Here is a 26871-nt window from a genome sequence, read left to right as displayed (position 1 = left end):
GGGGGCGGCCTGGGTGACGTGGAGCCCGGCGTCGCCTACGCGACGTCGGGCCGTGTCATCAGCGGCGACCGCAGATGCGGCACCAGATCGGGGCTGGTCAGGGGCACGATGTTCCACGTCGCCACCGCCGTCCCCGCGACGGCGTCGACCACCAGGCGGACCCGGTGCGGGGTGGTGACGACGTAAAGGTCGGCGACGAACGTGCCGCCCTGCCACGCGCCGGTCGCGACGACGGGGCGGCCGAGCGGCGAACTCTCCCGCCACCCGCCGTGGCCGGCCTCGACGTCGAGGAACGACCCGAATCGCAGGAGCCATCCGCCGTCCACGGGATCGACGGTCACCGGGGTTCCGCCGGGCAGCGCCGAACCCTCCGCGGAGGCGTCGATTGTCGCCGTGACGGAACGCCCCGGGTCCGCCGAACCCGGTACCGGCGCGAGTGACAGCCGCCGCAGCCGATCGGCGAGGATCTCGTCGTCGCGGGTGCTTCCCGCGTGGTCCATGCCGGGCAGCAGGCACTCCCATATCGCGTCGAGCACCGCCTGCGCCCGCGTGTGAGCACCGGTCACGGCGACCACGAGATCGTGCGACGGGACGACCACGCACTGCTGGCCGAAGGAGCCGTCACCGTGGTAACCGTGACGCGACACCCAGAACTGGTAACCGTAACCGCACAGGTAGTCGGCGTCCCCCGATCCGTCCTCGGACGGCAGGGTGCCGATGTGCCGCCGGGTCGCGAGCTCCACCCACTCGCGCGGGACGAGCCGCCGGTCGCCCCAGAGGCCTCCGCGCAGCAGCAGCTCACCGAAGGCGGCGACGGCCTCGGTCGTGAGGTGCAGTCCGTGGAATCCGAAGGCGGCACCGCTCGCCACCCGGTCCCACTCGGCGTGGCCGACGCCCATCGGCTCGAAGAGGCGCTCGCCGAGCAGTTCCGGCAGTCCGCGGCCCGTGACCCGTTCCACCATCCGGGCCAGGACGAAGGTGGTCGGATTGTCGTAGGCGTGCCGCGTTCCCTCGGCCTCGGGAAACGGCACGCGCAGGAAGCCCTTGACCAGGTCGCCCGGTTCCAGTTCCCAGGCCTGGGCGAGGCTGTCCGTGCGGTGCCCGGTCGTCATGGACAGCAGGTGGTGAACGGTGAGGCGGCGTCCCCGCGCCGAGATGCCGGCCGGAACGTGGCCGGGCAGCACGTCCACCACACGGTCGTCCAGCGAGAGCAGCCCGTCGGCGATCGCGAGCCCCACGGCGACCGAGGTGAACGACTTCGTCAGCGAGTAGAGAAGGTGCGGGCGTCCGGCCGAGTACGGCGCCCACCAGCCTTCGGCGACGACGTGACCGCGGCGTACGACCATGAGGGAGTGACACTCGACGGACCGCGCTTCGAGCCGGTCCAGCAGCGCGGCGAGAGCGTGGGACGACACGCCTGAGGCGGCCGGTGCCGAGCGCGGCAGGAGGGTGCGCTGAGAAGGCATCCGGGCAGCCTAACAAATCCGCTAAATCGAGTTACGGGACAACAATGGCACCGGCCCCCTTCGACCGCCTCCGCCATCACCATTGATTCCCCTCGAAGGATTTCCTCCTTTTGCTGCTACACCTGTGCGAGAGGCGAATCGCATTGGTGGCGGTGGTCCTGGCCCGGACGCTTCGACGGGCTCCGCAGGTGCTGAACCCGCACCGGTGACGGCGGCAGCCTGAACCGGCACCGGTGACGGCCGCCGCGCGGGCGACGGCCGGAGGATCAGCTCCGTCTCGGGCCCGCCTGATCCTGCGGGACGCGCAGGGCGGCCAGCACCTCCGGCAGCGCGCCGGGTGCCGCGTCCAGTTCGGGGGTCGGGGTGATGTGGAGCTCGACCGCGGTGACGCCGGGGTGGAGATACCGCGCGATGTGGGCACGGCACTCCTCCGGCGAGCCGTGCACCCACAGCTCGTCCACGACCGAGTCCGGGAGCGCCTCGGCCGCGCCCCGCCGGTCCCCCGCGTCCCAGGCCGCCCGTGACGCGGCCAGGGCGTCGCCCCGGCCGAGCCAGTCGTGGAACGCGCGGTAGGGCGGCTGGTTGAGGATCCAGCCGAGGAAGGCACGTCCGGCCGCCCTGGCGTACACCGTGTCGTCCGTCGGGGTCACGAAGATCTTGACGACCAGTTCCTGCCCGCCGGCGGGCGGCCCGGCGGCCTCGACGATCCTCGGCACCTCGTGGGCGGCCAGCACGTTGGTGATCGCGCCGTCCCCCTCGGTGAAGGCCAGCTTCAGCATCCCGGGCCGCAGTGCGCCCACGATGACCTTCGGCCGCACCGGGGGACGTCGCCGGAGCTCGAAGTCGATCGAGAAGGTCTCGTACGTCTCCACGACGTGCTCCCCGTCGAAGGCCCGCCGCAGGAACCGCAGCAGATCCCGCACATGCGCGTACGGCCGGCCGTGCGGGCGGCCGTTCAGCGCCGTGACGTGGGCGGGGACGGACGAGCCGATGCCGAGCAGCACCTCGCCCTGGCCCAGCTCGGCCATGGAGGCGGCCGTCTGGGCGAGCACGCCGGGGCCCCGGGTCTGGGCCGGCAGCACCCCCGTGCCCGCCCGCAGCCCCGGCGACCAGGCCAGTGCCGCGGTCAGCGCGGTCAGGCCGTCGTAACCGCCGCCCTCCCCGGTCCACACGTCGCCGTAGCCCAGCGAGGGCAGCGCCTCGACGATCTCCCTGTGCCGGTGCAGCCCGAGCCCCGCCAGCGGCAGCGTGACCCCCCAGCGCACCGCGCCCGCCGGCGGGACGCCTCCGGACAGCCCGCGCGGGATGCTCACACGTGCTCCCCGGTGAGCGCCTCGCGGCCGTGCGGCTCGTGCCAGTCCGCCTCGTGCGGCGCGACCTCGATCCGCACCGGCCCGTCGCCGGAGGGGGCGGGCCTGCCGGAGACCCGGAACGCGGCGAAGTCGGTGGTCTCGCGGAACGCCGGGATGCCGTACAGGTCCCTGGCGTACGCCCAGAGGTTGGGGTAGCCGGTCAGCGGCCTCTCGCTGATCCCGGCGAGCGGGTTGTGCAGCAGGTCGAACCGGGCCAGCACCACCCACAGCTGCACGTCGGACTCGGTGAGGCGGTCGCCGAACAGGTAGCGCCGGCCGGCCAGGCGGGCGTCCAACCGGTCCAGCGCGGCCGTCACCTGGTCGCGCCGCCGCTCGTACTCCCCCTGCGTCGAGGCCCTGGCGACGAGATTCACCCCCTGGCTGACGTCGCGGGCGATCTCCTCGTCCAGCACCTCGATCTCGCCGCGCAGGTCCGCCGGGTAGAGGTCCAGGCCCGGGCCGGCCCACTCGGCGAACGCCGTGCCGAGATCGAACGGGATCAGGGCGTATTCGTTGCTGACGATCCGTTTCGTCTGCCGGTCCCACACCACCGGCACCGAGATGTGGCCCGGATATCCGGGCTCGGTGGCGTCGTACGCCTCGGACAGGAGCGTGAAGCCGTTGACCGGGTCGGGGCCGCGCCGCTCGCGGAACGCCCAGCCGCGCGCGTCCCGGTCGTCGTCGACGTACGACAGCGACACGACGTCCCGCAGCCCGGCGAGGTCGCGCACGATGGCGACGCGCTGCGCCCACGGGCAGGTGTAGGAGACGTACAGGTGGTAGCGGCCGGGCTCAGCCGGGTATTCGCCGGACCCGCCGGCGGTGATCCGGCCCTGGAACGGATAGAGAGGCCCCGGCCGATCGGTCCGGCCCGGTCCGTACGGGCCGTGGGCGGCGACGTCGGCGGGGCTCGCGTACGCGGGCGCGTGGCTGGGTGCCTGGGTGGATGTCGGGGTGGGCGCGTGGGTGGTCACGGGGGTGTGTCTCCTTGTCGATCTGGGGCGGTCGATCTGGGGCGGTCGATCTGGGGCGGTCCGGGACGTCAGCCGAGGATCCTGGCCGTGCCGAACCCGGCGGCCAGCTTCGCGCCGGTGGCGAAGCGGCCGGGGCCGAAGGCGGCGAGGCGGGGATCGGGGTCGCCGAGCAGCAGCCGGGCGACGTGGTCGCCCCAGGCGGGCGCGAGCTTGAAGCCGTGGCCGCTGGTGCCGGCGTCGACGTAGACGTGCTCGCCGACCTGGCCCGTGACCGGCTGCCAGTCGGGGCTCACGTCGTACAGCGAGGCCCAGCCGCCGGTCACCCTGGCCCGGCGGCGGGCCGCGGAGCGCACGGCGGAGGCCGCGGCGAGCGCCTCCAGCTCCTCGGAACGCGGGCCGGGGACGTCGTCGGGGTCGGCGGTGGACGCCGGGACGACCCCGCCGGTGAGGTACTGCGTGCGGGGCTGCGGGGTGGTGTAGTAACCACCCGGCAGGTCGATCAGGACGTGCGGCACGAGCCCGCCGGCGTCGGCGGGGTCGTGCTCGGAGACCGCGACGACGTGCCGCTCCACGGTCAGCGGCAGGTCCACGCCGAGCGGCCGCAGCAGCGCGGCGGTCCACGGCCCGGCGGCCACGAGGAGCCGCCCGGCCCGGTGGACCTCGCCGTCGGAGGTGGTCACCGCCGCCCCGCGGCTCTCCTCGGCGAGCGCGACGACCGGGCGGTGCGGGTGGAACACCGCGCCGTGCCGCCGCGCCGCCGCGGCCAGCCCGACCGTCGCGGCGTACGGGTCGGCGTACCCGGCGTCCGCCTCCCAGACGGCGACCGCGACGCCGTCGAGGTCCAGGCCGGGCAGCCGGGCGGGCAGCGCCCCGGCGCCGACCAGCTCGCTGCGGACGCCGAGCTTGGCGAGCCGCGCGGCGGTGTCGGCCGCCGCGTCCACGTCGCCGGGCCCGTGCAGGTAGAACGCGCCGGTCCGGCGGAACCCCGACTGGTGCCCGCCGGTGCGCTCCTCGAAGCCGGCGAGGAACGCGATGCCGTCGCGGGCCGTCTCCGCCAGGAACGGGTCGGTGTAGTAGGCCCGGCAGATGCCGCCCGACCGGCCGGTGGGGCCGCCCGAGACCGGGCCCCGGTCGAAGACGGCGACGGACACGCCGCGCCGGGCGAGGTGGAACGCGGCGGCCGCGCCGTGCACGCCCGCCCCGACGATCGCGATGTCGTACGTCATGCCACGGCCTCCCGCTCGTGCCGCCGCGAATCGAGGCGCGGGATGGCGGCCAGGAGCTCCCGCGTGTACGCCGCGGCCGGCTCGGTGAAGATCGTGCGGACGTCGCCGGACTCCACCACCCGGCCGTCCTTCATCACCAGTACCCGGTCGCTGACGTGGTGGATCACGCCGAGGTCGTGGGAGATGAACAGGTAGGCCACACCGAGCTCGGCCTGCAGGTCGGCGAGCAGGTCGAGCACCTGCGCCTGGATCGACACGTCCAGCGCCGAGACCGGCTCGTCGCAGACGATCACCTGGGGCCGGGGGGCCAGCGCCCGGGCGATCGCCACCCGCTGCCGCTGCCCGCCCGACAGGCGCAGCGGCCTGCGGTCGAGGATCGACGCGTCCAGGCCGACCTGCGCGAGCAGCTCGACGGCCCGGTCGCGCCGGGTGCGGCGCGGCTCGCCGCCGACGGCGAGGGCCTCGCCGAGGATCCGCCGTACGGTGAAGCGGGGGTCGAAGGAGCTCAGCGGGTCCTGGTAGATCACCTGGATGTGCCGCCGCAGCGCGCGGCGACCGGCGGAGCCGAGGCCCCGCCAGGACCTCCCGTCGATCTCCACCTCGCCCGCGTCGGGTTCCACCAGCCCCAGCACCAGGCGGGCCGTCGTGGTCTTGCCCGAGCCCGACTCGCCGACGAGCCCGAGCGTCTCCCCCGCCCGCAGCTCGAACGACACCCCGTCGACGGCCGCGCGGCGCAGCCCGTCCGGCCCCGCGAACGACTTGGCCAGCCCGGACGCCCTGACCACCACCTCGCCGGGCGGCACGGCCGGCGCCGGAGGCGGCGCCGAACCGTCCTCGCGCACGGTGAGGCGGGTGCCCCTGCCGTGCTCGGAGGGCACCGCGGCCAGCAGCCCCCGGGTGTAGGCGTGCCGGGGGGCGCCCAGCACGTCCCCGGTGGGGCCCTCCTCGACGACCACGCCGTCCTTCATCACCAGCACCCGGTCGGCGAGCTCGGCCACCACCGCGAGGTCGTGGCTGATCAGCAGCAGCCCCGCCCCGGCCCGGCGGCGCTCGTTCAGCAGCCGCAGGATCTGCGCCTGCACGGTGACGTCCAGGGCGGTGGTCGGCTCGTCGGCGATCAGCAGCCGGGGCTCGCAGGCGACCGCCGAGGCGATCAGCGCCCGCTGCCGCAGCCCGCCCGACAGCTGGTGCGGATACTGCGCGGCCCGCAGCTCGGGCTCCGGCACCCCCACCTCGGTCAGCAGTTCGACCACCCGTCGCCGCACGTCCGCGCGCGGCACGGTCCCGTGCAGCCGCAGAGTCTCGGCGATCTCCTTGCCGACCGGGCGGAGCGGGTCGAGCGAGACCAGCGCGTCCTGCAGGACGTAGCCGACCTCGCCGCCGCGCACCGCCCGCCACTGCCGTTCTCCGTACGCCGTGACGTCGCGGCCGGCCACGACGAGCGACCGGGCGGTGACCTCGGCGCCGGGTCCGGTCAGCCCGATCAGCGTGCGGGCGGTGACGCTCTTGCCCGAGCCCGACTCCCCCACGATGGCGACGCACTCGCCCGGGCGCACCGTGAAGGAGATCGAGCGGACGGCCTGGACCTGGCCGAACGAGACCCGCAGATCGGACACCTCGACGATCGGGGCGACCCGTTGTTCGGTCACGACAGTCTCCCTTCGACGCGCCGCTGCAGGTGGCGGCCGACGACCGTGACGGAAAGGACGGTGAGCGTGATGGCGAGCCCCGGGAAGACCGCGACCCACCAGGCGACGGAGAAGTAGTCGCGCCCGGCCGACAGCATCGCCCCCCACTCGGGCGCGGGCGGCTTCGGGCCGAGGCCGAGGAAGCTCAGCGACGACGCCGCGACCAGCGCGGTGCCCACCTCGATCGTGGCCACCACCAGCAGCGGCGCGAACGCGTTGGGCAGCACGTGCCGCGTGATGATCCCGGCCCTGGTCAGCCCGAGCGAGACGGCCGCCTCGACGTACCCGGACCTGCGGATGACCATGGTCTGGGCGCGGACCAGGCGCGCGTACCCCGGCAGCGTGTAGGCGGCGATGGCGAAGACCGCGTTCAGCGTGCCCGGGCCGACGATGGCGATGACCAGCAGGGCCAGCAGCAGTCCCGGCAGCGAGAGCAGGATGTCGACCAGGCGCATGGCGACCTCGTCGAGCACCCGGCCGCCGAGCGCGGCCAGCAGCCCGACGAGGGTGCCGCCGGTCACCGCGACGGCGGTGGCGGCGAGCCCGGCCAGCACCGACGGCCTCGTGCCGTACACGATGCGGGTGAACATGTCGCGGCCGTTGGCGTCGGTGCCGAGCGGGTGCCCGCCGCCCGGGGGCCGGAGCGCGGCGACGGCGTCGGTGAGGTCGGGCGAGCCGTGCGCGACCAGGCCGGGCGCCACCGCGATCACGGTCACGGCCAGCAGGAACGCCGCGGCGGCCCAGACGCCGGCCCGCGGCGCCCGCCGCCGCCGTCCGCGCCCCACCACCACGGCGGGCGCGGCAAGGGTGGACGTGGTCACTCAGGCACCTCGCAGTCGCGGGTCGATGGCCAGGTAGAGCAGGTCGAGCAGGATGTTGATGACGACGTAGAGCAGCGAGGCGATCAGCACCACGCCCATCACGACCGGCAGGTCCTTGTTGCCGACGGCCGCGAGGGTCAGCCGCCCGATGCCCTGCCGGGAGAAGACCGACTCGATGATCACGGCCCCGCCGAACAGGAAACTGACCAGCCATCCGGCCAGGGTGACCGTGGGCAGCAGGGCGTGCCGCAGCGCGTGCCGCAGGCGCACGCCGAGGTCGGACATGCCGCGCGAGCGGGCGGTGAGCACGAACGGCTCCTCCAGCGTGAGCTCCAGGCCCTCGCGCAGCACCTGGGTGAGCATCGCGATGACCGGGATCGCCATCGCGACGGACGGCAGCACCAGGCTCTCCGGCCCGTCCCCGCCGGTGGCGGGGAAGATCCCCAGCCCGAACGAGAAGACGGTGAGCAGCAGGATCCCGGCCCAGAACGACGGGATGGAGATGCCGATCAGCTCGATGCCGGAGAACACCGCCCGCGCCCACCGGCGGCCCGCGGTCAGCACCGCCACCGTGACCGAGACCACGACCGCGAGGGCGAACGACGCGAGCATGAGCTGGACGGACGACCCGACCTGCTCGCCGATCGCCGAGGCGACCGGCTGGTGCAGCTGGTACGACTGGCCCAGGTCGCCGTGCAGCACCCGGCCCAGGTAGGCGGCGTACTGGACGGGCAGCGGCCGGTCCAGCCCGTAGTCGGCGATGATCCGGGCGCGGACCTCGGGCGTGACGGTGCTGCTGCCGATGAGCAGGTCGACGACGTTGCCCGGGGTGAGATGGAGGCCGGCGAACGCGACCGTGACCGCGCCCCACAGCACCAGGACGGACGTGCCCAGCCGCACCAGCACCGGGCGGACCACCCGGGCGCGGGCCCGGGTGGCCGGTACGGCGACGGCGGTCATGCCTGCTCGACCCAGGCGTCGTAGAAGGTCGGGTACGCCTGCGGCTCCCAGCCGATGCCGTGCGCCTTCTTCCCGGCCCCGAGCAGGTAGTTGAACACGTACACCGGGAAGACCGCGGCCTCGCCGGTGACCCGCTGCTGCACCTTGGCGTACAGCTCGGCCCGCTTGGCCTGGTCGGTCGTGTCCAGCGCCTCGCTCAGCCAGCCGTCGACGTCCTTGTCGGACAGGCGGGCGGCGTTCTGCCCGAACTTGGCGGCCGTGGGGATGGCGGAGGTGTCGAACAGGTTGCGCAGGGTGTCGCCGTCGGCCCGCTGCCAGCTGAAGTCGACGAGGTCGTAGTCGCCCTTGGGATACTTCTCCAGCCATTCGTTGACGGTGCCGGAGACGAACTCGACCTCGAAGCCGATCTTCTTGGCCTCGGCCTGGATCTGCTCGGCCAGCGTGTCGCGCTGCTCACGGGCGAACGACTTGAGGAACGCCCAGCGGATCGTCAGCCGCTTGCCGTCCTTGGTGCGGTAGCCCTCGGCGTCCTTCCCCGACCAGCCGGCCTCGTCCAGCAGCCGGGCGGCCGCCGCGGGGTCGTACTTCGTCTTTCCTTCGAGCGTCTTGTCGTACCCGTCGGTCGACGGGGAGATGGGGCCCGCGGCGGGCTGGAACGCCCCGAAGTAGAGGTTCCTGACGATCGTCGCGAAGTCGATGCCGTCGCGGAACGCCTGGCGGACCCGCTTGTCGGCGAACGGCCCGGAGGTCGTGTTCGGGTAGTAGTTGTAGTTGCCGCCCGGCGCCTGCCGCGTGGTGACGGTCAGCCGGGGATCGGCCTGCACCTGCTTGACGTTCACCGGCGGCACGCTGGCGATCCCGTCGACCTGCCCGCTGGTGAGTGCGCCGAGCCGGACCGAGTCCTCGGTGATGACCTTGATCTCCAGCTTGTCCAGGTACGTCTCACCGGTGTGCGCGGCGCCCTCCGGCGCCCAGTCGTAGCCGGGGTTGCGGTGGTAGGTGATGCCCTTCTGCACGACGTACTCGTCGATCACGAACGGCCCGGACCCGACGACCTTCTTGCACAGCGCGTCCTGCGGCTGCTTGAGCGACTTGGGCGACTCGATGCCGAAGTACGCCGTGGCCAGGGCGGACAGGAACGGCGAGTACGGCCTGCTGAAGTGGACCTTCACCGTGTGCGGGTCGACGACCTCGCTGCCCTTGTACGGCTCGATGTATCCCGCGGCGAGCTGCGACTTGGTCGCCGGGTCGACGATGTGGTCCAGGTTGGCCCTGACCGCCTCGGCGTCGAAGGCCGTGCCGTCGGAGAACCTCACGCCGTCGCGCAGGGTGAACGTGTAGGTCTTCTGGTCCGGCGAGACGGTCCATTTGGTGGCCAGCCAGGGGTGGATCTTCCCCTCGGCGTCCAGGGACACGAGCGAGTCCAGCGCCGGCCGGGTGAACAGGCCGGCCACGTCGGCGGGGCTCTGGTGGGGGTCGAGGCAGGTGGAGGGCTCGGTGTTGACGGCGAACGTCAGCGTGCCGCCCTTGACCGGCCCGGCGGGCGCCTTGCCCGCCGCGGTGTCCTTGCCCGTCGTGCCGCAGGCGGCGAGGGCGAGGACCCCCAGGAGCGAGAGGCCGGCGGATAAGCGCGTGTTCGTGGACATCGAGGGGAGAGCCTTTCTGAGAAATACCTACAAACAAAGTAGGAAAACTCGGATAAGCTGTCAACGTCCGAGGCCGGAAACGCTCCTACGGCGTGCCGGGAAGCCGTACGGTGACGAGGAGACCGCCGTCCGGGCCGGGGGCGAGATCGAGCGTCCCGTTGTGGGCGCGGACGACGCTGTGCACGATGGCCAGGCCGAGACCGGCGCCGGCGTGCTCGTCGGTGCGGACGCGTTCGGTTCCGCGCTGGAAGGGCTCGGTGAGGGTCGGTATCAGCTCCGGCGGGAGCGGGCGGCCCGTGTTCTCGACCCGCAGCAGGCTGGTGCCGCCGTAGGCCTCGGTGTGGACCGTCACGGTGCCCCCGGCGGGGAGGTTGTGGACGATGGCGTTCTGGACGAGGTTCGTCACCATCCGCGCCAGGAGCTCGGCGGAGCCGTCGGTGCGAGCCGCCCCGCCGGTTACGTTCAGCGTGATCCGGCGTTGTTCGGCGAGGGGAAGCAGCGTCTCGGCGGCCTCTTCGGCGGCGAGGGAGAGATCGACGCTCTCGCGGGTGAAGTCGCCGCGGTCGCCGCGGCTGAGCAGCAGGAGGGCCGCGGTGAGGTCGATCGCCCGCTGGTTGACCGTGTGCAGCCGGTCGAGGAGTTCGTCCCGGTCTCGCGTGGGGTCCCGGCGGGCGACGTCGAGGAGCGTCCGCGAGATCGCCAGCGGCGTGCGCAGTTCGTGGGAGGCGTTCGCGGCGAACCTCCGCTGCTCGGCGACGTGGGACTCGAGCCGGTCGAGCATCGAGTCGAACGCGTCGGAGAGCTCCCGGAACTCGTCCCGGCGGCCCTTCATACGGATCCGGTGGGTCAGCGACCCGTTCGCGGTCGTCCGGGCCGCGTCCGCGATCTGGGTGAGCGGTGCGAGCATCCGGCCGGCCAGGATCCATCCGCCGAGCAGGCCGAACGCCAGCAGAAAGGCCAGTGCCTGGGCCGCGCGGGGGACGAAGGCGCGCTGCAGGTCGGTGCGGTTGGGGATGAACCGCAGGGGCGCCGCCCCGGGCGGGCCGGCCCCCGGCCCGGTGCCGAGCGCCCCGTCGGGCACGTAACGCAGCAGGAACACCCACACCACGGCCAGCAGGAGAGCGCCGGCGAGCATGAGGAACCCGGCGTAGCTGAGGGTGAGTTTCAGCCGGGTGCTGAGCCCTCGGCGCCTATCCATGCGTGCTGCCGGGCCCCGCCCCCGTGACTGTGCCGGTGCCGGTGCCGGTGTCGATCCGGTAGCCGACACCGGGCACCGTGGCGATGACCCATGGTTCGCCGAGCCGTTTGCGCAGCGCGGAGACGGTGATGCGCACGGCGTTGGTGAGGGGGTTGGCGTTCTCGTCCCAGGCCCGTTCCAGCAGCTCCTCGGCGCTGACGATCCCGCCCTCGGCGGCGACGAGGACCTCCAGCACGGCGAACTGCTTGCGGGTGAGCGCGACGTAGCGTTCGCCGCGGAAGACCTCCCGGCGGAAGGGGTCGAGCCGCAGGCCCGCGATCTCGCGAACCGGGGGCCGGGCGTACGCCCGTCTGCGGTCGAGCGCCCTCAGCCGCAGGACGAGCTCCCGGAGCTCGAACGGTTTGGTGAGGTAGTCGTCGGCGCCGAGCCCGAACCCGGAGGCCTTGTCGTCGATCCGGTCGGCGGCGGTGAGCATGAGGATCGGGATGCCGCTGCCGGAGGCGACGATGCGCCGGGCGACCTCGTCGCCGGAGGGACCGGGAATGTCGCGGTCGAGGACCGCGATGTCGTAGGAGTTGACGCTGAGCAGTTCCAGGGCGGAGTCGCCGTCGCCCGCGATGTCGGCGGCGATCGCCTCCAGCCGCAGACCGTCCCGGACGGCTTCGGCCAGGTAGGGCTCGTCCTCCACGATCAGCACGCGCATGCCGCTCAGTCTGCCCGTGCTCGTACCCGTGCCGGCACCGGCACGGGGCGAGGCCGGTTCTGCGGGGCCTCCGCCACGGCACGCCACCAGCGGCGCGACGCCAGCCCGAAGAGCACGGCGCCTGCGGCGTTGACCAGCACGTCGTCCACCGACGACACCCGGTCGAGCCGCAGGACGTACTGCAGAATCTCGACCACGGCCGAGCAGGCCGCCCCGAGCGCCAGGATCCGCGGCAGGGACGCCGGCGCCGCGAAACGCAGCGGCGCGAAGAACCCCAGCGCCGCGAAGATCAGCAGGTTGCCGCCGATCCCGAGCGGCCCCATCGTGACCAGGTCCCGCAGCGGGACCAGGTTCACCCGGCCGGGGACGATGCCGGCCCCCGGGCCCGGCATCAGAGTGATCCATACGAACGGCACCGTCCCGTAGACCATCCCCACCTCGGCCAGCGACCTCCGCCACGCCGAGGCGACGCCGGCGGCCCGCCGGAGGAGTGTCAGACCCCACGCCACCAGAGTGGCCGCCGGCAGCCCGGCCAGCGTCATGAGCAGCACGCCGTTCTCCGTGTCGAGGCAGCCGTGCCACCGCCCGGCCAGGCATGCCGGAGCCGCCATCATGAGCGGCCGCACGGCGAACGCGGCGCCCGCCAGACCGAGGATCGCCAGGCTGAAGAGCACGATCAGGCCTGTGTGGCGGGATGGTGGTGCTGACGGGGACGCGCGGTGATCCATGCCCCTATTGAAGACGGAGGGCCGTTGCGGTGGCGTATGCGATTCCGCATACACCGGCGATACACGGAACGCGGGCGCCTCCGGCGCCTCAGCCGCCCGTACCGCCGCCGGGCGAGGCCCCGGTGACGGCCGACAGCTCCTGCCCGATGATGTCCACCAGCGGCGCGCTGTCGTGGTTGGCGAGGATGACGCCGACCCAGCCGGTGTCGGGGTAGATGCTCCAGTTGGCGCCGATACCGGGGTTGCCGCCGGAGCGCTGGTACGCCCACTGGCCCTCGACGATGTCGGTCGCGATCCCGTACGCGGCGAACGACGCCTGCCCGTGGGGGGCCTTGGCCGCGGTGAGCACGTCGGCCCAGGGCCGGTCCAGCACCGTGCCGTCGCTCAACGCCCGCGCGAACCGGACCAGATCCGGCGCGGTGGCGAAGCCGCCGTCCCCCGGGGCGTCGATGAAGGCGCGTCCCGGGTTCTTGCCGAGTATGTACGGGTACGGGCTGCCCTTGTCCAGGTTGCTGAGGGCGTCCACGACGCCGCCGCCGGCCACCTCCATGTACGGGTGCGCGATGTTCCCGCCGGTGATCCACTGCGGCCTGGTGTGGAACGCCGAGCCGGTCATGCCGCAGCGCCGGAAGATGTTCTCCTGGACGTAGTCCCAGTACGTCGTGCCGGACACGGCCTCCACGATCAGCGCGGGAATGGTGGCCTCCGCCTCCTGGTGGCCGGTGCTGGGAAGGCCGGGAACCCCTGTGAGCCTCGCCTGCCGGACCCGCCGCTCGTGATACTCGTGCACCTCGCTCCGGCTCTGGAACACACGTTGCACGTCCTCTTTCGGCATGTCCAGCCCGGAGGTGCCGGACAACAGGTGATGGATGGTCACCTGATCGGCGATGTCCTCGGCGAAGCCCGTCAGGTGGGCGCCCACCGTGTCCGTCAGCTTCAGTTTGCCCTGCTGGGCCAGCTGCAGGACGGCCACCGCGTGGAACGGCTTGCCCGCCGAGCTGAGCGCGAACGCCGTGTCCTCGCGGTTGCGGATCCTCCTCTTCTCGTCGGCCATGCCGTAGGCGCGGGACAGCACCGTACGGCCCCGGTGCGACAGCAGCACCACGCCGGAGAACCTGCCCTCGGCGGCGAGCCGCGCCACATACCGGTCGTAGGCCCCGCCGGGCAGGGTGTCCGGCGGGATCCGGTCGCCGCGGTCGCCCGGGTCGCTCCGGTCGCTCCCTGGACGATCCGGCCGGGGCGGTGTGGCCGGGCTCGGCACTCCGGCCGCCGCCACACCGGCGGCCGCCAGCCCGCTCCACTTGACCAGCTGCCGCCGGCCGACATCACGTACCGAATCCGAGTCCATGCGCACGGTCCTTTTCCGGTCGGGAACCGGCGCTCACAGCGAGCGCCGCGGATCGTGTCCCACTGAAGAGGCCGGGCCGTTGCGGCGGCGTATGCGCTTCCCGATACGCCCGCGATACACCCCCGCCCGCCGCGTGGTGCGCGAGTACGCGGCGCCGGGCGTCGACGAGTTCGTCCTGTCCGGCCGGCCCCACCTGGAGGAGGCGTGCCGGGTCGGCGAGTACGTCCTCCCCCGCCTCCGGTCCGCAGAGCCCGCCGCCGCTCATGCGGGGTACGGTGCGTATTGAAAGAACGGCACGTCGTCCCCGCCGCCCACGTAGTCGACCAGGGTGGCGGTCGTACGACCCTTCAGGTCCTTGACGAAGGTGTCGCCTTCCGGCCTGTCACCGGTCGCGTCGTTGTAATCGGTCTCGTAGCAGACCGCCAAGTGATCGTCGTCGTACCAGCCGAGGAGGCCGCCCAGCCCCACGTAGAGGCCGCCGCGGCGTTCGCCCGACCGCGCGTCCCACACGCAGTCGTCCAGGCGATCCCGCGCGTTGTCGTCGTTCGTGCACCGGGTGACCAGGTATCCGCCGGACGGCGAGACCGGCCCGTCCACCAGCCCTTTGAAGGGCCCCTTCAGCTCGCGTACCAGCCGGCCGTCGAGATCGTAGAAACGCACCGCGTAGCGGAACGTGGAGCCCGAGCTGGCCACGACGCCGTCGCTCGTGTGGTTCCACCAGAAGCGGTCGGGGGTACGGCCCGGTATCGACAGCAGTTTCGGCCGCCAGGTCGCGGTGTCGACCACGATGAAACCGCGATTGTGGTAGACCTCCTCGCCCGGCACCGTCATCAGCAGCTTCCGCCCGTCGGGTGACCAGGCCACGGGACCGTCCGCCGGCGCCGGGAGGCGTATCACGCGCCAGGAGTCCGACCGCCAGTCGTGGATCGTCAGTGCCTTCTTGTCGTCGTCCCCGATCTCGGCGCCGAGCCAGCCGTCCGGGGAGTTCGCCATCCACCGCGTCTTCGGGTCCACCTCGAACCGCCCGGTCCGCGGGTTCAGCCGGTAGTCGCCGTAGGCGACCAGAGCCAGCCGGCCGCCCGGGTCAGCGGACAGCCTGGCCTTCGTCCCGGGCAGCGGCCCAGGGGACGGCCGCATCGCTTTCGCCGCGACCGCCGGGATGGACGGGCGAGCCGACGACGACGCGGTTCCTTTCCGCGGCGTCGGGCCGGTGGCGCTCTCCCGCGCTTCCGGCGCCGTCCCGTGCGGGACGAGCCAGGCGACCGACAGGGCGACGACGACCGCCGCGGCGCCGGCTGCCGCGGCGAGCCCGATCAGGCGGGAGCGACGGTGTGAACGGACGTCGCCGCCCACCGTGGCAACCGATCCGGCGGACGGAGGGCCGGCGGACGGAGGGCTCGTCGCCGTGGCCGGGCCCGGCCACCCGCCGACGGAAGAACCCGTGGACGTCACGGGCCGGGCCTCCTGGGAGAGGCCGGTGGACGTCGGCCTGGCAGCCCGCTCGCGGGGCCCTCCGGACCGCTCTCCGCCCGCAGCGGGCGCGGACACTCCGCCCAGGAGGCCGAGCAGCAGTTCCTGCGCGGTCGGCCGGGCCTCCGGATTCTTCGCGAAAGCCCTCTCCGTCAGCGTGCGCAGTGGCCCCTCCAGGGCCCCGAGATCCGGTTCGTGGTTCAGGATCCGATTGATGATCACGGGGATCGACGTCTCACCGAACGGCGCGTGCGCGGTGGCCGCGTAGACGATGGTGGACGCCCAGGCGAACACGTCGACCGACGTGGTGAGCGCCCCTTCGGAAAGCTGCTCGGGCGCCATGTAGGCGGGGGTCCCGACGACGCCCGAGGAGACCGACGCAGTCACGTCCAGCAGGCGCGCGATGCCGAAGTCGATGACCCTGGGGCCGTCCGGGGCGAGTATCACGTTGCTCGGCTTGACGTCGCGGTGGATGATGCCGGCCTTGTGGATGGCGACCAGCGCGGTGGCGGTCCCGATCGCCAGGCGGTGCAGGGCGGCGCCCGACCGGGGCCCGTCCGTCTCCACGGCCTCACGGAGCGACGGCCCTTCGACATACTCGCTGACGAAGTACGGCTGACCGCCGTCGACGTCGACGTCGACGTCGACGATCCGGGCGGTGCAGAAGGGATCGACGCGCTGCGCGGCCCTCAGCTCCCGCTCGAAGACGGACCGGGTGCGCGGATCGGTGCTCATGTGCGCATGCAGCCGCTTCACCGCGACCGGTCCCGCCGGGGATTCCGCCAGGTAGACGACACCCTGGCCGCCACTGCCCAGCCGCCCTGCCAGCCGGTAGGGGCCGATCGCCGGTGGGTCCCCCGGTTGCAGCGGCCCCGCAGCCATGGGCCCTCCGAAACTCCAGCGCCACGTACGTCACCAGTGATCATAGGCCGCCGTGGACAGGTGTGCTTCGGGCCGCGGCACCCGTTTCGGGATCGGAGCCTGACCGGCGTCGATCAGCGGCCCTCGTGGAGACCGCGCCTGATCTCGTCCTCATCTTGGGGGCAGGCAGATTGATATACCATAAAGACCTACATGTTTAGTAGGTTTATTCCCGCACCCTCAGACGTACGGACGACGGGAGGTCCGATGGTGAAGGCATACCTGTCCCCCCATCAGCATGGTTCGGCAGGCGCCGGCCGGGGCTGCGTGAGGCGGGGTGAGGCGCGGTGAGCGCCGGGCATCCCCTCGACAACCCCGTCTGGGCGTCGCTCACCGGCCCCCACGCCCACCTCGCCGAACGGCACGGCAACGCGTTGCGCTACCCCGTCGACGTCTCCCCCTTCCACACCCTGCCCGACGATCCCGGCCCCGGCGACTGGCACGACCTCGCCGTGCTCGCCGGGCCCGGCGCGACGATCCCGGTCACCGGCGTCACCCCTCCCGACGGGTGGGAGGTGGTGGCGCACGGCGCCGGCGTGCAACTGGTCGGCGACGACGTGGTCCCCGCCTGGGACGACGAAGCCGTCCGCCTGGGGGCGGCCGACGTCCCGGACGTGCTGGACCTCGTGGAGCGCACCCAGCCCGGCCCGTTCCGGCCGCGCACCATCGAGCTCGGCGTCTACCTGGGCATCCGCCGCCGCGGCGCGCTGGTCGCGATGGCCGGGGAACGGCTGCACCCGCCCGGCTGGACGGAGATCAGCGCGGTCTGCACCGACCCGGCCTTCCGGCGGCAGGGCCTGGCGGCCCGGCTGGTGCTGGCCGTCGCCGCCGGCGTCCGCGCCCGCGGCGAGATCCCGTTCCTGCACGCCGCCGAGAGCAACGTCGACGCCATCCGCCTGTACGAGACGCTCGGCTTCCGCCTCCGCCGCCGGACGACCTTCACCGCCGTCCGCGTGCCCGCCGACGTACCGGTCGCCTGAGAACCGCACGCCGGGCGCCTCGCCGGGGCACGGGTGGAGACCGGTCCGGGTGCGCGGTCGTGTGACGATGTCCGGAGGGGCCACCTGGAGGACACGTGGATGCGATCGTCAACTGGCTTTCGGGCCTGTCGGGCATCGTGGTCTACGTGGTCGTGGCCGCTCTGGTCTTCGCCGAGGACGCGCTGTTCGTGGGGTTCGTGATCCCGGGCGAGACGGCCGTCGTGCTGGGCGGCGTGCTGGCCGGCCAGGACAGGCTCTCGGTCTACTGGCTCGCGCTCGTGGCGGTGCTGGCCGCCGTCGCGGGCGACAGCGTGGGGTACGCCATCGGCCGGCGCGTCGGCTCCGGCCTCCTGGACACGCGCCTGCTGCGCCGCCGCCGGGAGCGGGTGGAGCGGGCCCGGGAGATGGTGCGCCGGTGGGGGCCCCAGGCGGTGTTCCTCGGCCGGTTCGTCGCGTTCCTGCGTGCCCTGATACCGACCCTGGCCGGGGCCGCGCGGATCGAGTACCGGCGGTTCCTGCTGTTCAACGTGCTGGGCGGAGTGCTCTGGGGTGTCGGATACACCCTCCTGGGCTACTTCGCCGGGACGGCGTACCGGCAGGTGGAGTCGGCCGTCGGCGGGGTGGCCGCGGCCGTCGTCGCCGCGGCCGTAGTGATCGCCCTGGTCGTCTGGCGCGTCCGCGTGCACAGGAGATCCCCTCGCTCGTGAAGCCCGCCGGAGGACGGCGGCGGCTCGCGATCAGCCACGGACGCTCCGCTTCGCGGGAAGGGCGGCGTCCTTCCCACAGGCACCGAGCGGGAGCCGGGCCGCGAGGACGAAGCCGCCACCGGGAGCCGGTCCCGCGGTGAGGCTGCCGCCCAGCAGGGCGACGCGCTCCCTGATGCCGGCGAGCCCGTAGCCCGCGCCGCGCAGCGGCGGGGTCCTGGCCGCCTTCTGCCCGCCGGGTACCGCACCACCACCCGCTACACCGCCCCCCGTACCGCTCTCCACACCGTCCGCTGTGCGGCTCGGGGTGTTGACCACAGCGATGTCCACGTGGTCGCGCTCGATCGCGCCGGTGATCCGGACGTCGGAGTCGGGGGCGTGCCTGCGCACGTTGTTCAGCCCTTCCTGGACGAGCCGGTAGCACACGTGCGTCACCTCCGGCGGCAACGCCCCCGGGGGGACGTCGAGCCGGACGTCGACCCGCAGCCCGGCGGCCCTCGCCTCCTCGGCCAGGCGGGCGACCGCCTCGGCCGCCTCCACCACCGGCACGTCCTCCCGGCGGAGCATGGTGAGCAGCTGACGCAGCTCGCCGAGCGCCTCGACGCCCTTGTCCTCGATCCCCTCGGCGAGATCGGGGATGTCGGCGGGGTCCACCGGATCACGGATGAGACCCGCGTTGAGGACCATGCCGGTGACCGCGTGCGTCACCGTGTCGTGCAGCTCCCGGGCGATCCTGCGCCGCTCCTCCAGGACGGCCGACTCCTCGCGCTCGCGCGCCCCGGCTCTCAGCTCATTGAACCGCCGCCGGTGGTCGTACACCCAGGTGCCGACCAGCGCGGGCAGGTAGACGAGCGTCAGCGCGCGCACCACGCTCAGGTAGAAGATCCGGTCTGTGTAGGGGTTCTCGTAGTCGACCACGAGATACACCGCCATGAGCGCCAGCGCCACGTACGTCCACGAGCGCGTGCGGTGCTCCGCGGTCATCGAGAAGACGGCGAGGACCATCGGCACCGTCTGGCCCACGAGGCAGGCGCAGACCACACTGGCGACGATCGCCGGCCAGGGGGTGTAACGCCGCAGCAGCATGGTCGCGGCGGTGAGCGATCCCACGGCCAGCTCCACCGGTTGCGACGTGCCGTCCCACAGCGAGAAGGAGTGACCTATCACCGTCGTCGGGATCGTGAACGCGATGACGGCGGCGGCGAGCAACAGGTCGACCAGCACCGCGCCATGTGACGTGCGAATCTCCCCCAGCATTCGCCACATATGCGCACTTTTGCCCGTTTATACGGACGCTCATGCCCCTCGTGTGTAGATCTTCGCGCGGACCGCGCACCCGCCGTCGCCGCCGCCGGCCTCCCGCGCCGCCGATCAGGTCACGACGACCGGATGGCGTACCACCGCGTCGAACGCGTATCCGAGCCGGTTGTACGTGGCCCGCTCCGGCTGCACGGCGCCCGTCTCGTCCACGGCCCGGGCCAGCAGCCCCGCCTCACCCGCGCCGAGCGGCGTCCAGCGGAAGGTCCACCTGACCCACCCGCGCGGGCTCCTGTCGCCGTGCAGGTGCGCGGGCCGCCACGACACGCCCTCGTCGTCGCTGACGTCCACCCGGACCACGCGGCCGTTTCCGGACCACGACCGGCCGTGCAGCAGGTGGCCGCGTCCCGCCCGGAGGCGGGCCGGCCAGGGAAGCTCGAAGGCGCTCTTCACTCCCGTTCTCGTGAGCGGAGGACCTCCCCCGGGCGGGTGGCCGGGGCCGTGCATGCGGTAGAGGCGGCTGCTCCACGGCGACTCCAGCGGCTCGGCCGACACCTCGGCGTCTCCCAGCCACTTGATCCAGGCGATCCCGGCCCAGCCCGGCACGACCAGCCGCGCCGGGAAACCGTGGTCGGGCGGCAGCGGCCGCCCGTTCATCTCGTACGCCACCAGGACGTCGTCCAGTGCCTTGGCCATGGGGAGGGGGCGGCGCACCCGGCCGAGGTTCTCGCCGCCCTCGACGTAGTCGGGGTCGAGCCCGCGCGGCATCAGCGCCACCGCACGGGCGGTCATCCCCGCCCTGCCGAGCAGCGCCGCGAGCGGCACGCCCCGCCACCGTGCCACCCCCACCGCTCCCAGCCGCCATGGGGTGCCGGACACCTCCTCGCCCTGCTGCTCCCCGTACAGGCTCCGGCCGTTGCCCGCGCACTCGACGAACGCCGTCATCTCCTCGGCCGGCATGGCGAGCAGGTCACGGTAGGTGAACGAGACCGGGCCGCCGCGCAGCCCGCTCCCCCACAGGGTGAGCCGCCACGTGGCCGCGTCGATCAGTGGCGTCGACGTGTGGTTGCGGACGAAGAACAGCCGGCCGGGCGTCAGGTCGCCCTCGCCCCGCAGTGCCTCCCACCGCGTCTCGGCGTTGGTGCCGTGTACGGCGAACAGGCGGGCCGGCAGCGGCTTCCGGATGCCGGGCGGCGACTCGGGGTCGTCCGTCGTGGTCGGGGTCGTGGTCGTGGTCGTGAAGCGTGGATCCACACGCCACCTCCGCGCTGTCGGTGCCTCGGACACTCCACTAGCTCGCCGGCCTCCGCAGGGCGACGGCCGGCAGGGGGATGGGCGGGAACGGGTTGTCGGGCAGCAGGATGACCCGGCGCGGCCGGTCCGCCTGCCCCGCCGCGTCGAGGTGCAGCAGCGCCGCCCCGATCCCCGCCGCCCCGGTCAGGTAGCCCGTGTCGGCCGACACCTCGCCGGGACGCTGCCGCCGGTACGCCTGGTACCAGCGGTATCCCCGGTCGTCGTAGCCCGTAGCCCTGCCGATCAGATGGTCGGCGAGCCTGCGGGCGAACTCCAGGTGCTCCTGCTCCCCCGTCGCCGCCCACAGGCCCACGTACAGCTCGATCAGCCCGGCGGTGCCGCAGCACTGGCACGCGACGTTCCACAGGCCCGCCGTCTGGCGGAAGGGCGCGCCCGACTCTCTGACCCCCGCGGCGAGCCGCCTCACCCAGTCGAGTTCGCCGCTGTCGCCGGTCACGCGGTAGAGCTCGTAGAACATGCGCGCGACTCCGGCGGACCCCGAGCAGTAGCCCAGGTAGTCGCCGATCACCGCGCCGCGCCCCGTCGCCACGCTCGCGGCCCTGACGACGCCCGCGCCGCGGTGCGCCGCGTCGAGGAACGACCGGTCGCCCGTCGCGGCGTACAGGCGGGCGAGCAGGAAGGCCGTTCCGGCCGCGCCGGTCAGGAAGCCGGGCGCCGCCGCCTCGCCGGGAAGGACGGGGCAGGTCGCGGTCTCCTCGCGGGGGCCGGCCAGCCGCGCGATCCGCCGGCCCGCCTCGACCGCCATCTCCTCGTAGGCGGGCACGCCCAGCGCGGTGGCGGCGCGCAGCAGCCCGAGGACGACGCCGCCGTCGCCCCGCAGGGTGGGATCGCCCGACCAGCCGATCCCGCCGCCGTCGAACGCGCGGGCGCTCCGCACGATCCGGTCGGCGACCGCGACCGCCGTGGCCTCGAACCGCTCCTCGCCGAGCGCCCAGCCCGCCTCGGTCAGCGCGAGCACGGCGCCCGCCAGGCCGTGGTGGAGCGAGACGTCCCCCTGCTCGGGACACGTCGCGGCGAGATAGCGGGCCCCGGCGCGGGCGTCCTCCAGGTAGGCCTCGTGCCCGGTTCCGGCGGCGAGCTCCAGGAAGAACAGCACGATCCCGGCCGCCCCGGAGTGCAGGGACACCGGCCCGCCCGCCGTCGCCGGCCTGCCGTACGGGTCGGGGTTGGCCCGCCACCGCCTTCCGCGCTCGTCGTCCACGGCGGCCGCGCGGATCCACCGTCCCGCCATGATGGCCGCCGTCAGCGGAGTCTCTGCCCGCTCACTCGACGAGCGGATCGGGTCCCTGCCCATGGGGTTTACTATCCCACAAATCCAGTAGGTAATACCAACTTTTCGATCACGGACAGCCACTTTCCCCGTACCGTGCGATCCGATACCCGCGTGGCGGTGGCCGGCCCCGGGATACCCGGGTCAGCGCCGCGAACCGGAGCGCCACCGGAGCCACCGGGCTCCGGTCGCGTGCTCGCCCTCCTCGGGTGCGGCGTCGTCGTCGGGCAGGTCGTACCAGTGCGTGTCACCGGGATAGCGGCCGGGCGGCGCATCGCCCTGGATCTCGGGACCCTCCCCGGCGGCGCCCCGCAATCCGTCGCCCGCCCCAACGCCTGCTCCGTCTCCCACAGCATCCCCCGCGACACCGGCCCGGCCCCTCACGCCGTGACCTTGCCCTGCGCCGCCGGGACCTGCGTGGTCACCTGGGCTGCCACCTGCGCGATCACCTGCGGGGCGACCCGGTCGGCCCAGCCGCCGAGGACCCGGTCGAGGTCGGGGATCTCGGACTCCCGCAGCGCCAGGCCGGGGGTGGGCACCAGCGCGCCCAGCTCGACCAGCACGGGGCGCAGGTGCAGCTCGACCGCCAGCGCGTGGCGGGCGTCGCCCATGACCAGCAGCGGCAGGGCCACCGTCCCGGTCAGCGCGCCACCCGGGAGACGGTCGAGGAACGCCTTGAGCAGCCCGGTGTAGGTGGCCTTGTAGGTGGGGCTCGCGACCACGAGCACGCTCGATCCCGCGACCAGTTCCAGCGCCACCTCCACGCTCGGCGAGGGGCCGGGGGTGAACAGGTGCGGGCCGAGCGCGGAGAGGTCCACGACCTCGGGCGGCGCGCCGTGCCCGATCCGCGATCCCAGCGCCTCGGCCGCCGCCACCGCCACGAGACGCGTACGGGAACCACCGCGCGGATTGCCGACCAGTGCCACGAGAGAGCTCATGACGCCACCCCGCGGGCGTCCGGACGGGAGTTGCCGTAGATCATGGATGATCCTCCAGAGAAGAAGGGGGCCGGAAGTCCCCGGGCGATCACGAGTGCTCGACGAACCGGCCGAAGCGGCCCTGGTGGTAGAGGAGCGGACGCCGCGGCCCGTGCAGATCGGCCTGGGTGACCAGGCCGACGACGAGGATGTGGTCGCCCATCCCGACCCGCTCGTACGGCAGGCAGATCAGGTGCGCGGAGACGTCCTCCAGCAGCGGCGCCCCGAGCGGCCCGGGACGCCAGCGGGTCGGCGTGGCGAAACGGTCGGCGCCCTTCCGGGCGAACCGGGCGGCGAGATCGGCCTGGTCGCTGGTCAGCACGTTCACCGCGAAGTGGTCCGCCTCGCGCAGCGAGGGCCAGGTGGTGGACGCCTGGTCAACGTAGAAGGAGACAAGTGGCGGGTCCAGGCTCACCGAGGAGAACGAGGTGGCGGTCAGGCCCACCGGAACTCCCCCGCTCTGCGCTGTGATCACTACGACGCCCGCGGCGTGCACCGCGAGCGCGCGCCTGAAGCCGTCGGCGTTCAGAGCGGGGCCGGGCAGAGTCTCCGTCATGGGACCTCCGTGCGTGTTCACCGCTGCCCGGAACCCCCCGTCGCGTGGGCGGAGCAGCGCTACATTCCCTACTAAATTAGTCTGTTTACTTGGTTTTGGGAAGTGTCGTCACGCTTCAACAGGAGGGCCGGACAGCCGACCGGCGCCGGGCCACGCGCGTAAGCGTGGCCCGGCGCCGGTGGAAGGGAGATCAGGAGGCGGGAGATCGGGGAGGATCAGGAGTCGCGCCGGCCGGGGGCGCTGATCGGGTTGACGCTCCATCCGCTGACGTCGTCGGCCCGGATGCGCCAGGTCGCTCCCGGACCCTGCGGCAGATGGTCTCCGGTCACCGTGAAGGCGTCGACGAGGTGCAGGTAGGCGGGGAGCTCCGGCTCAGGAGCGCTCCCGCCGGCGAGCGAGGCGGCGGTGTGGCGCTCACGGCGCTCCCTCGCCTGCTCGGCGACGGGCGTGAAGAAGTCCTCGAGTCCCTCCCCCTCGCCGTTCCCGGACCTTGACCGGCGGATCTGCGCGACGACCGCGGCGGCGTACTCCTCGGCGGAGACGAGGACGCCGGTGATGACCGCGCCGTTCACGGAGAGGGTGACGCTCATCTGTCCCCTGGTCGTGTCGACGGCGAACACCAGGGCCTGCAGGACGGGGTCTGCTGCGACGTTCATGAACGCTGATTGCCCCCGGGACGACGGGACATGCCTCGTCGTCCCGGGTGTGCGCGCGATCAGGCGCGCGGCGTCAGGCGACCGAGGCGGGGAACCGCTCCCAGACCCGGTGGGAGCTCATCAGCCGCCGCACGCCGGAGAGGACCTCCGTGGCGGAGTCGCCGTTCACCACCCCCGGCGCGCCGGTGATCCCGGCCCGCGCGAGCACGGTCGTGCCCGCGCCCCAGGCGCCGATCGCCTTGGCGTGCCGCCAGCACTCGTCGACCAGGAGCGTCACGCGCGGGTCAACCGCGGCGGAGTCGCCCGCGCCCGCCTTGGCGTCGCGTGCGGGCAGGGCGTCGGGCGCCGGCGCGGGGGCCGTCGCCAGCAGCAGCGCGTCGAACTCGATCGACCGGGCGGTGGCGAAGGTCCGCTGCACGGGAACGTCGTCCAGCATGCCGCCGTGCGAGGCGATCACCAGCGGCACCATGCCCGCCGCGAACACGGCCGTACGGAGTTCGCGTACGGCGCCCAGGTCGGCGCCGTCGTCGGCGACGATGCCGACCACGCGGCCGTCGGGCGGCCACTCCCCACCCACCTGCGACAGAGCGGCGCTGGGCGCCGGGTCGGCGAGCGGCAGCGTGGGCTCCGGCACGGGCAGGCCCAGCCCGGTGGCGACCTCCCGGCAGAGCACCGGGTCGATGTTCGCCAGGCACCGGAGCTGGCGTTCCTTGATCGCCTGCTCGTAGCACTTGCCCAGCTCGAAGGTGTAGGCGCGGATGATGTGCTCCTTCTCCACCGGCGACATGCTCAGCCAGAACAGGCGCACCTGGCTGTAGTGGTCGCCGAAGGACGCGGGGTTGGCCCGGACCTTCCGCGCCTGGGCGACCTGGACCGGCGCGTCGACGAACGCGTTCTCGGCGTCGCCCGCGACGAACGGGTTCCCGCCGTCGAGGGAGTTCGGCCGGTACGGCGCGACCCCGGCGTGGACGGCGTGCTGGTGGAAGCCGTCCCGGAGCATGTCGTTGACCGGGCAGCGCGGGCGGTTGACCGGGATCTGCGCGAAGTTCGGCCCGCCGAGCCGGGTGATCTGGGTGTCGAGGTAGGAGAACAGCCGCGCCTGCAGCAGCGGGTCGTTCGTCACGTCGATGCCCGGCGGCAGGTGGCCGGGGTGGAAGGCCACCTGCTCGACCTCGGCGAAGAAGTTCGCAGGCGTCCGGGTGAGCGTCATCCTCCCGATCGCCTGCACCGGCGCGAGCTCCTCAGGCACGATCTTGGTCGGGTCGAGCAGGTCGATGCCCTCGAAGGTCTCGTCCGGCGTGTCCGGGAAGACCTGGATGCCGAGCTCCCACTCGGGGTAGGCGCCGGCCTCGATCGCGTCGTAGAGGTCGCGGCGGTGGAAGTCGGGGTCCATCCCGCCGAGCATCTGCGCCTCCTCCCAGGTCAGGGAGTGCACGCCGAGCTTCGGCTTCCAGTGGAACTTGACCAGCGCCGTCTCCCCCGCCTCGTTGACCAGGCGGAAGGTGTGGACGCCGAAACCCTCCATCGTCCGGAAGGAGCGCGGGATGGCGCGGTCGGACATGTTCCACATCGTGTGGTGCTGCGCCTCGGTGTGCAGGGAGACGAAGTCCCAGAACGTGTCGTGCGCGCTCTGCGCCTGCGGGATCTCCCGGTCCGGGTGCGGCTTGCCCGCGTGGATGACGTCGGGGAACTTGATCCCGTCCTGGATGAAGAAGACCGGGATGTTGTTGCCGACGAGGTCGAAGGTGCCCTCGTCGGTGTAGAACTTCGTCGCGAACCCCCGGGTGTCGCGGACCGTGTCGGCCGACCCGCGGGAGCCGAGGACGGTGGAGAACCGCACGAAGACGTCGGTCTTCCTGCCCTTCTTGAGGAAACCGGCCTTTGTCACCGTCTCGGCGGTGCCGTACGCCTCGAACACTCCGTGGGCTCCGGCGCCCCGGGCGTGGACGACGCGCTCGGGGATGCGTTCGTGGTCGAAGTGGGTGATCTTCTCGCGCAGGTGGTGGTCCTGCAGCAGGGTCGGGCCGCGTTCCCCCGCCTTCAGCGAGTGGTCGGTGTCGCGCAGCCGCGCTCCCTGCGCGGTGGTGAGATAGGCGCCCTGCTGGGCCTTCGCGGCGGCGGGCGCCCCGGTCTCCGCCCCTGTCGGCGTGACGGTCGCGGGAGCTCCCTGCTCCTTCTTGGGCGGCAGCGGGTCGTGCGGCGTCGTCGGCTCCTCCAGGGTCGCGGGGGCGCTGCCCGGCGACCCGGGAACGTCCGGCGTCAGGAACTCGGCCACCTTCTCGGCGGCGTTCTCCACGACGTCCTTGACAACCTTGGCGGGCTTGCTGGCATCCATTTCGGCGCGTTCCTTTACGAGCGGCGATGAGCAGATCCGCGCGCATACCCGCAGGTGAGGACGGGAAACCTGTCGGCGGCGACTCCCGATCGATGAAAGCGTTTCAGACGGCCGAATCCACCCGACCGGCATAAGGGGAGGTGAACCGGCCTGCCCGGCGGCGTCCCGGCGACCTTCCGTTGACTTCGGCCGTGACCGGTGGTTACGGTCGCGGCGCGATCACAGGTATGGGTGATCTGAGCCGAGCACGGCCGGCCGAGCCCGCGCCGCGAGCCCGTACGGGAAGTGAGGCGGAGGCCGTGAAGCTCGGAAGGACAGCGG

24 protein-coding genes are annotated in these 26871 nt (G+C 73.0%); 3 read left to right on the top strand and 21 right to left on the bottom strand.

The genetic code is table 11. The features are described from left to right. Nucleotides 1-35: 35 nt before the first annotated feature. The 12 genes from F5972_RS30455 to F5972_RS30400 form a co-directional block, all read right to left on the bottom strand. Complete coding sequence (locus F5972_RS30455; protein ID WP_191910391.1) at nt 36-1466, bottom strand: serine hydrolase domain-containing protein; 1431 nt, start codon at nt 1464-1466, stop codon at nt 36-38. A gap of 266 nt (nt 1467-1732) precedes the next feature. Further along, nucleotides 1733-2779 (bottom strand): LLM class F420-dependent oxidoreductase, encoded by a 1047-nt coding sequence (locus F5972_RS30450; protein WP_225312036.1) that lies wholly within the window; start codon nt 2777-2779, stop codon nt 1733-1735. Continuing rightward, nucleotides 2776-3792, bottom strand: a complete 1017-nt coding sequence (locus F5972_RS30445) for a glutathione S-transferase C-terminal domain-containing protein (RefSeq protein ID WP_150938457.1) — start codon at nt 3790-3792, stop codon at nt 2776-2778. Before F5972_RS30445 ends, F5972_RS30450 begins: the two co-directional genes overlap by 4 nt. A 68-nt stretch (nt 3793-3860) precedes the next feature. Next, nucleotides 3861-5018 carry an NAD(P)/FAD-dependent oxidoreductase gene (locus F5972_RS30440; RefSeq protein WP_150938455.1) on the bottom strand — a complete coding sequence of 386 codons (1158 nt, stop codon included), beginning with the start codon at nt 5016-5018 and terminating at the stop codon, nt 3861-3863. Next, complete coding sequence (locus F5972_RS30435; RefSeq protein WP_191910390.1) at nt 5015-6667, bottom strand: dipeptide ABC transporter ATP-binding protein; 1653 nt, start codon at nt 6665-6667, stop codon at nt 5015-5017. Before F5972_RS30435 ends, F5972_RS30440 begins: the two co-directional genes overlap by 4 nt. Further along, the gene (locus F5972_RS30430) at nt 6664-7527 is read right to left on the bottom strand and encodes an ABC transporter permease (protein ID WP_150938454.1); all 864 of its coding nucleotides are present in this window, start codon (nt 7525-7527) and stop codon (nt 6664-6666) included. Before F5972_RS30430 ends, F5972_RS30435 begins: the two co-directional genes overlap by 4 nt. Continuing rightward, a complete protein-coding gene (locus tag F5972_RS30425; protein WP_150938452.1) occupies nt 7528-8487 on the bottom strand; it encodes an ABC transporter permease in 960 nt (319 codons plus the stop codon). It lies immediately after the preceding gene. Beyond that, complete coding sequence (locus tag F5972_RS30420) at nt 8484-10133, bottom strand: ABC transporter substrate-binding protein (RefSeq protein ID WP_150938450.1); 1650 nt, start codon at nt 10131-10133, stop codon at nt 8484-8486. Before F5972_RS30420 ends, F5972_RS30425 begins: the two co-directional genes overlap by 4 nt. A gap of 85 nt (nt 10134-10218) precedes the next feature. Next, nucleotides 10219-11331, bottom strand: a complete 1113-nt coding sequence (locus F5972_RS30415; RefSeq protein WP_150938448.1) for a sensor histidine kinase — start codon at nt 11329-11331, stop codon at nt 10219-10221. Further along, nucleotides 11324-12034, bottom strand: a complete 711-nt coding sequence (locus F5972_RS30410) for a response regulator transcription factor (protein ID WP_150938447.1) — start codon at nt 12032-12034, stop codon at nt 11324-11326. The genes F5972_RS30415 and F5972_RS30410 overlap by 8 nt, the downstream gene beginning before the upstream one ends. 5 nt (nt 12035-12039) lie before the next feature. Further along, nucleotides 12040-12708 (bottom strand): VanZ family protein, encoded by a 669-nt coding sequence (locus F5972_RS30405; protein WP_225312035.1) that lies wholly within the window; start codon nt 12706-12708, stop codon nt 12040-12042. 142 nt (nt 12709-12850) lie between these two features. After that, nucleotides 12851-14110, bottom strand: coding sequence for a serine hydrolase domain-containing protein (locus F5972_RS30400; protein ID WP_150938443.1), 1260 nt, complete (start codon nt 14108-14110; stop codon nt 12851-12853). A gap of 91 nt (nt 14111-14201) precedes the next feature. Between F5972_RS30400 and F5972_RS30395 the strand changes: the two genes are divergently transcribed. Next, the gene (locus F5972_RS30395) at nt 14202-14396 is read left to right on the top strand and encodes a hypothetical protein (RefSeq protein WP_318527646.1); all 195 of its coding nucleotides are present in this window, start codon (nt 14202-14204) and stop codon (nt 14394-14396) included. Here F5972_RS30395 and F5972_RS30390 read toward each other — a convergent pair. Beyond that, complete coding sequence (locus F5972_RS30390; RefSeq protein ID WP_150938441.1) at nt 14372-16462, bottom strand: WD40 repeat domain-containing serine/threonine protein kinase; 2091 nt, start codon at nt 16460-16462, stop codon at nt 14372-14374. The two genes, F5972_RS30395 and F5972_RS30390, sit on opposite strands and share 25 nt — an antisense overlap. Before the next feature lie 326 nt (nt 16463-16788). Here F5972_RS30390 and F5972_RS30385 point away from each other — a divergent pair, with 326 nt between their 5' ends. Both F5972_RS30385 and F5972_RS30380 read left to right on the top strand, forming a co-directional pair. Then, the gene (locus tag F5972_RS30385; protein WP_150938439.1) at nt 16789-17481 is read left to right on the top strand and encodes a GNAT family N-acetyltransferase; all 693 of its coding nucleotides are present in this window, start codon (nt 16789-16791) and stop codon (nt 17479-17481) included. A 95-nt stretch (nt 17482-17576) separates the two neighbouring features. Beyond that, nucleotides 17577-18188 carry a DedA family protein gene (locus F5972_RS30380; protein WP_150938437.1) on the top strand — a complete coding sequence of 204 codons (612 nt, stop codon included), beginning with the start codon at nt 17577-17579 and terminating at the stop codon, nt 18186-18188. A 30-nt stretch (nt 18189-18218) separates the two neighbouring features. Here F5972_RS30380 and F5972_RS30375 read toward each other — a convergent pair whose 3' ends face one another. The 8 genes from F5972_RS30375 to F5972_RS30340 form a co-directional block, all read right to left on the bottom strand. Continuing rightward, the gene (locus tag F5972_RS30375) at nt 18219-19451 is read right to left on the bottom strand and encodes a sensor histidine kinase (protein ID WP_150938436.1); all 1233 of its coding nucleotides are present in this window, start codon (nt 19449-19451) and stop codon (nt 18219-18221) included. A 105-nt stretch (nt 19452-19556) separates the two neighbouring features. Continuing rightward, nucleotides 19557-20696, bottom strand: a complete 1140-nt coding sequence (locus F5972_RS30370; protein WP_225312034.1) for a sulfite oxidase — start codon at nt 20694-20696, stop codon at nt 19557-19559. Nucleotides 20697-20733: 37 nt separating this feature from the next. Beyond that, nucleotides 20734-22050 carry a lanthionine synthetase LanC family protein gene (locus F5972_RS30365; RefSeq protein ID WP_150938432.1) on the bottom strand — a complete coding sequence of 439 codons (1317 nt, stop codon included), beginning with the start codon at nt 22048-22050 and terminating at the stop codon, nt 20734-20736. A 120-nt stretch (nt 22051-22170) separates the two neighbouring features. Continuing rightward, entirely contained in the window at nt 22171-22377 is a 207-nt protein-coding gene (locus tag F5972_RS30360) for a hypothetical protein (protein ID WP_150938430.1), read from the bottom strand. A gap of 29 nt (nt 22378-22406) precedes the next feature. After that, a complete protein-coding gene (locus tag F5972_RS30355; protein ID WP_150938428.1) occupies nt 22407-22964 on the bottom strand; it encodes an NADPH-dependent FMN reductase in 558 nt (185 codons plus the stop codon). Between the two features lie 88 nt (nt 22965-23052). After that, on the bottom strand, nt 23053-23559 hold the full coding sequence (locus F5972_RS30350; protein ID WP_150938427.1) for a flavin reductase family protein: 507 nt from the start codon (nt 23557-23559) through the stop codon (nt 23053-23055). Nucleotides 23560-23774: 215 nt separating this feature from the next. After that, complete coding sequence (locus tag F5972_RS30345; protein ID WP_150938425.1) at nt 23775-24215, bottom strand: hypothetical protein; 441 nt, start codon at nt 24213-24215, stop codon at nt 23775-23777. 73 nt (nt 24216-24288) lie between these two features. Further along, nucleotides 24289-26550 carry a catalase gene (locus tag F5972_RS30340; RefSeq protein ID WP_150938423.1) on the bottom strand — a complete coding sequence of 754 codons (2262 nt, stop codon included), beginning with the start codon at nt 26548-26550 and terminating at the stop codon, nt 24289-24291. Between the last annotated feature and the right edge of the window lie 321 nt (nt 26551-26871).

Source organism: Microbispora cellulosiformans, assembly GCF_008728085.1.
Taxonomy (GTDB): domain Bacteria; phylum Actinomycetota; class Actinomycetes; order Streptosporangiales; family Streptosporangiaceae; genus Microbispora; species Microbispora amethystogenes.
The sequence above is the reverse complement of the archived record's forward strand: the minus strand, read 5'-3'. Positions and strand labels throughout refer to the sequence as shown.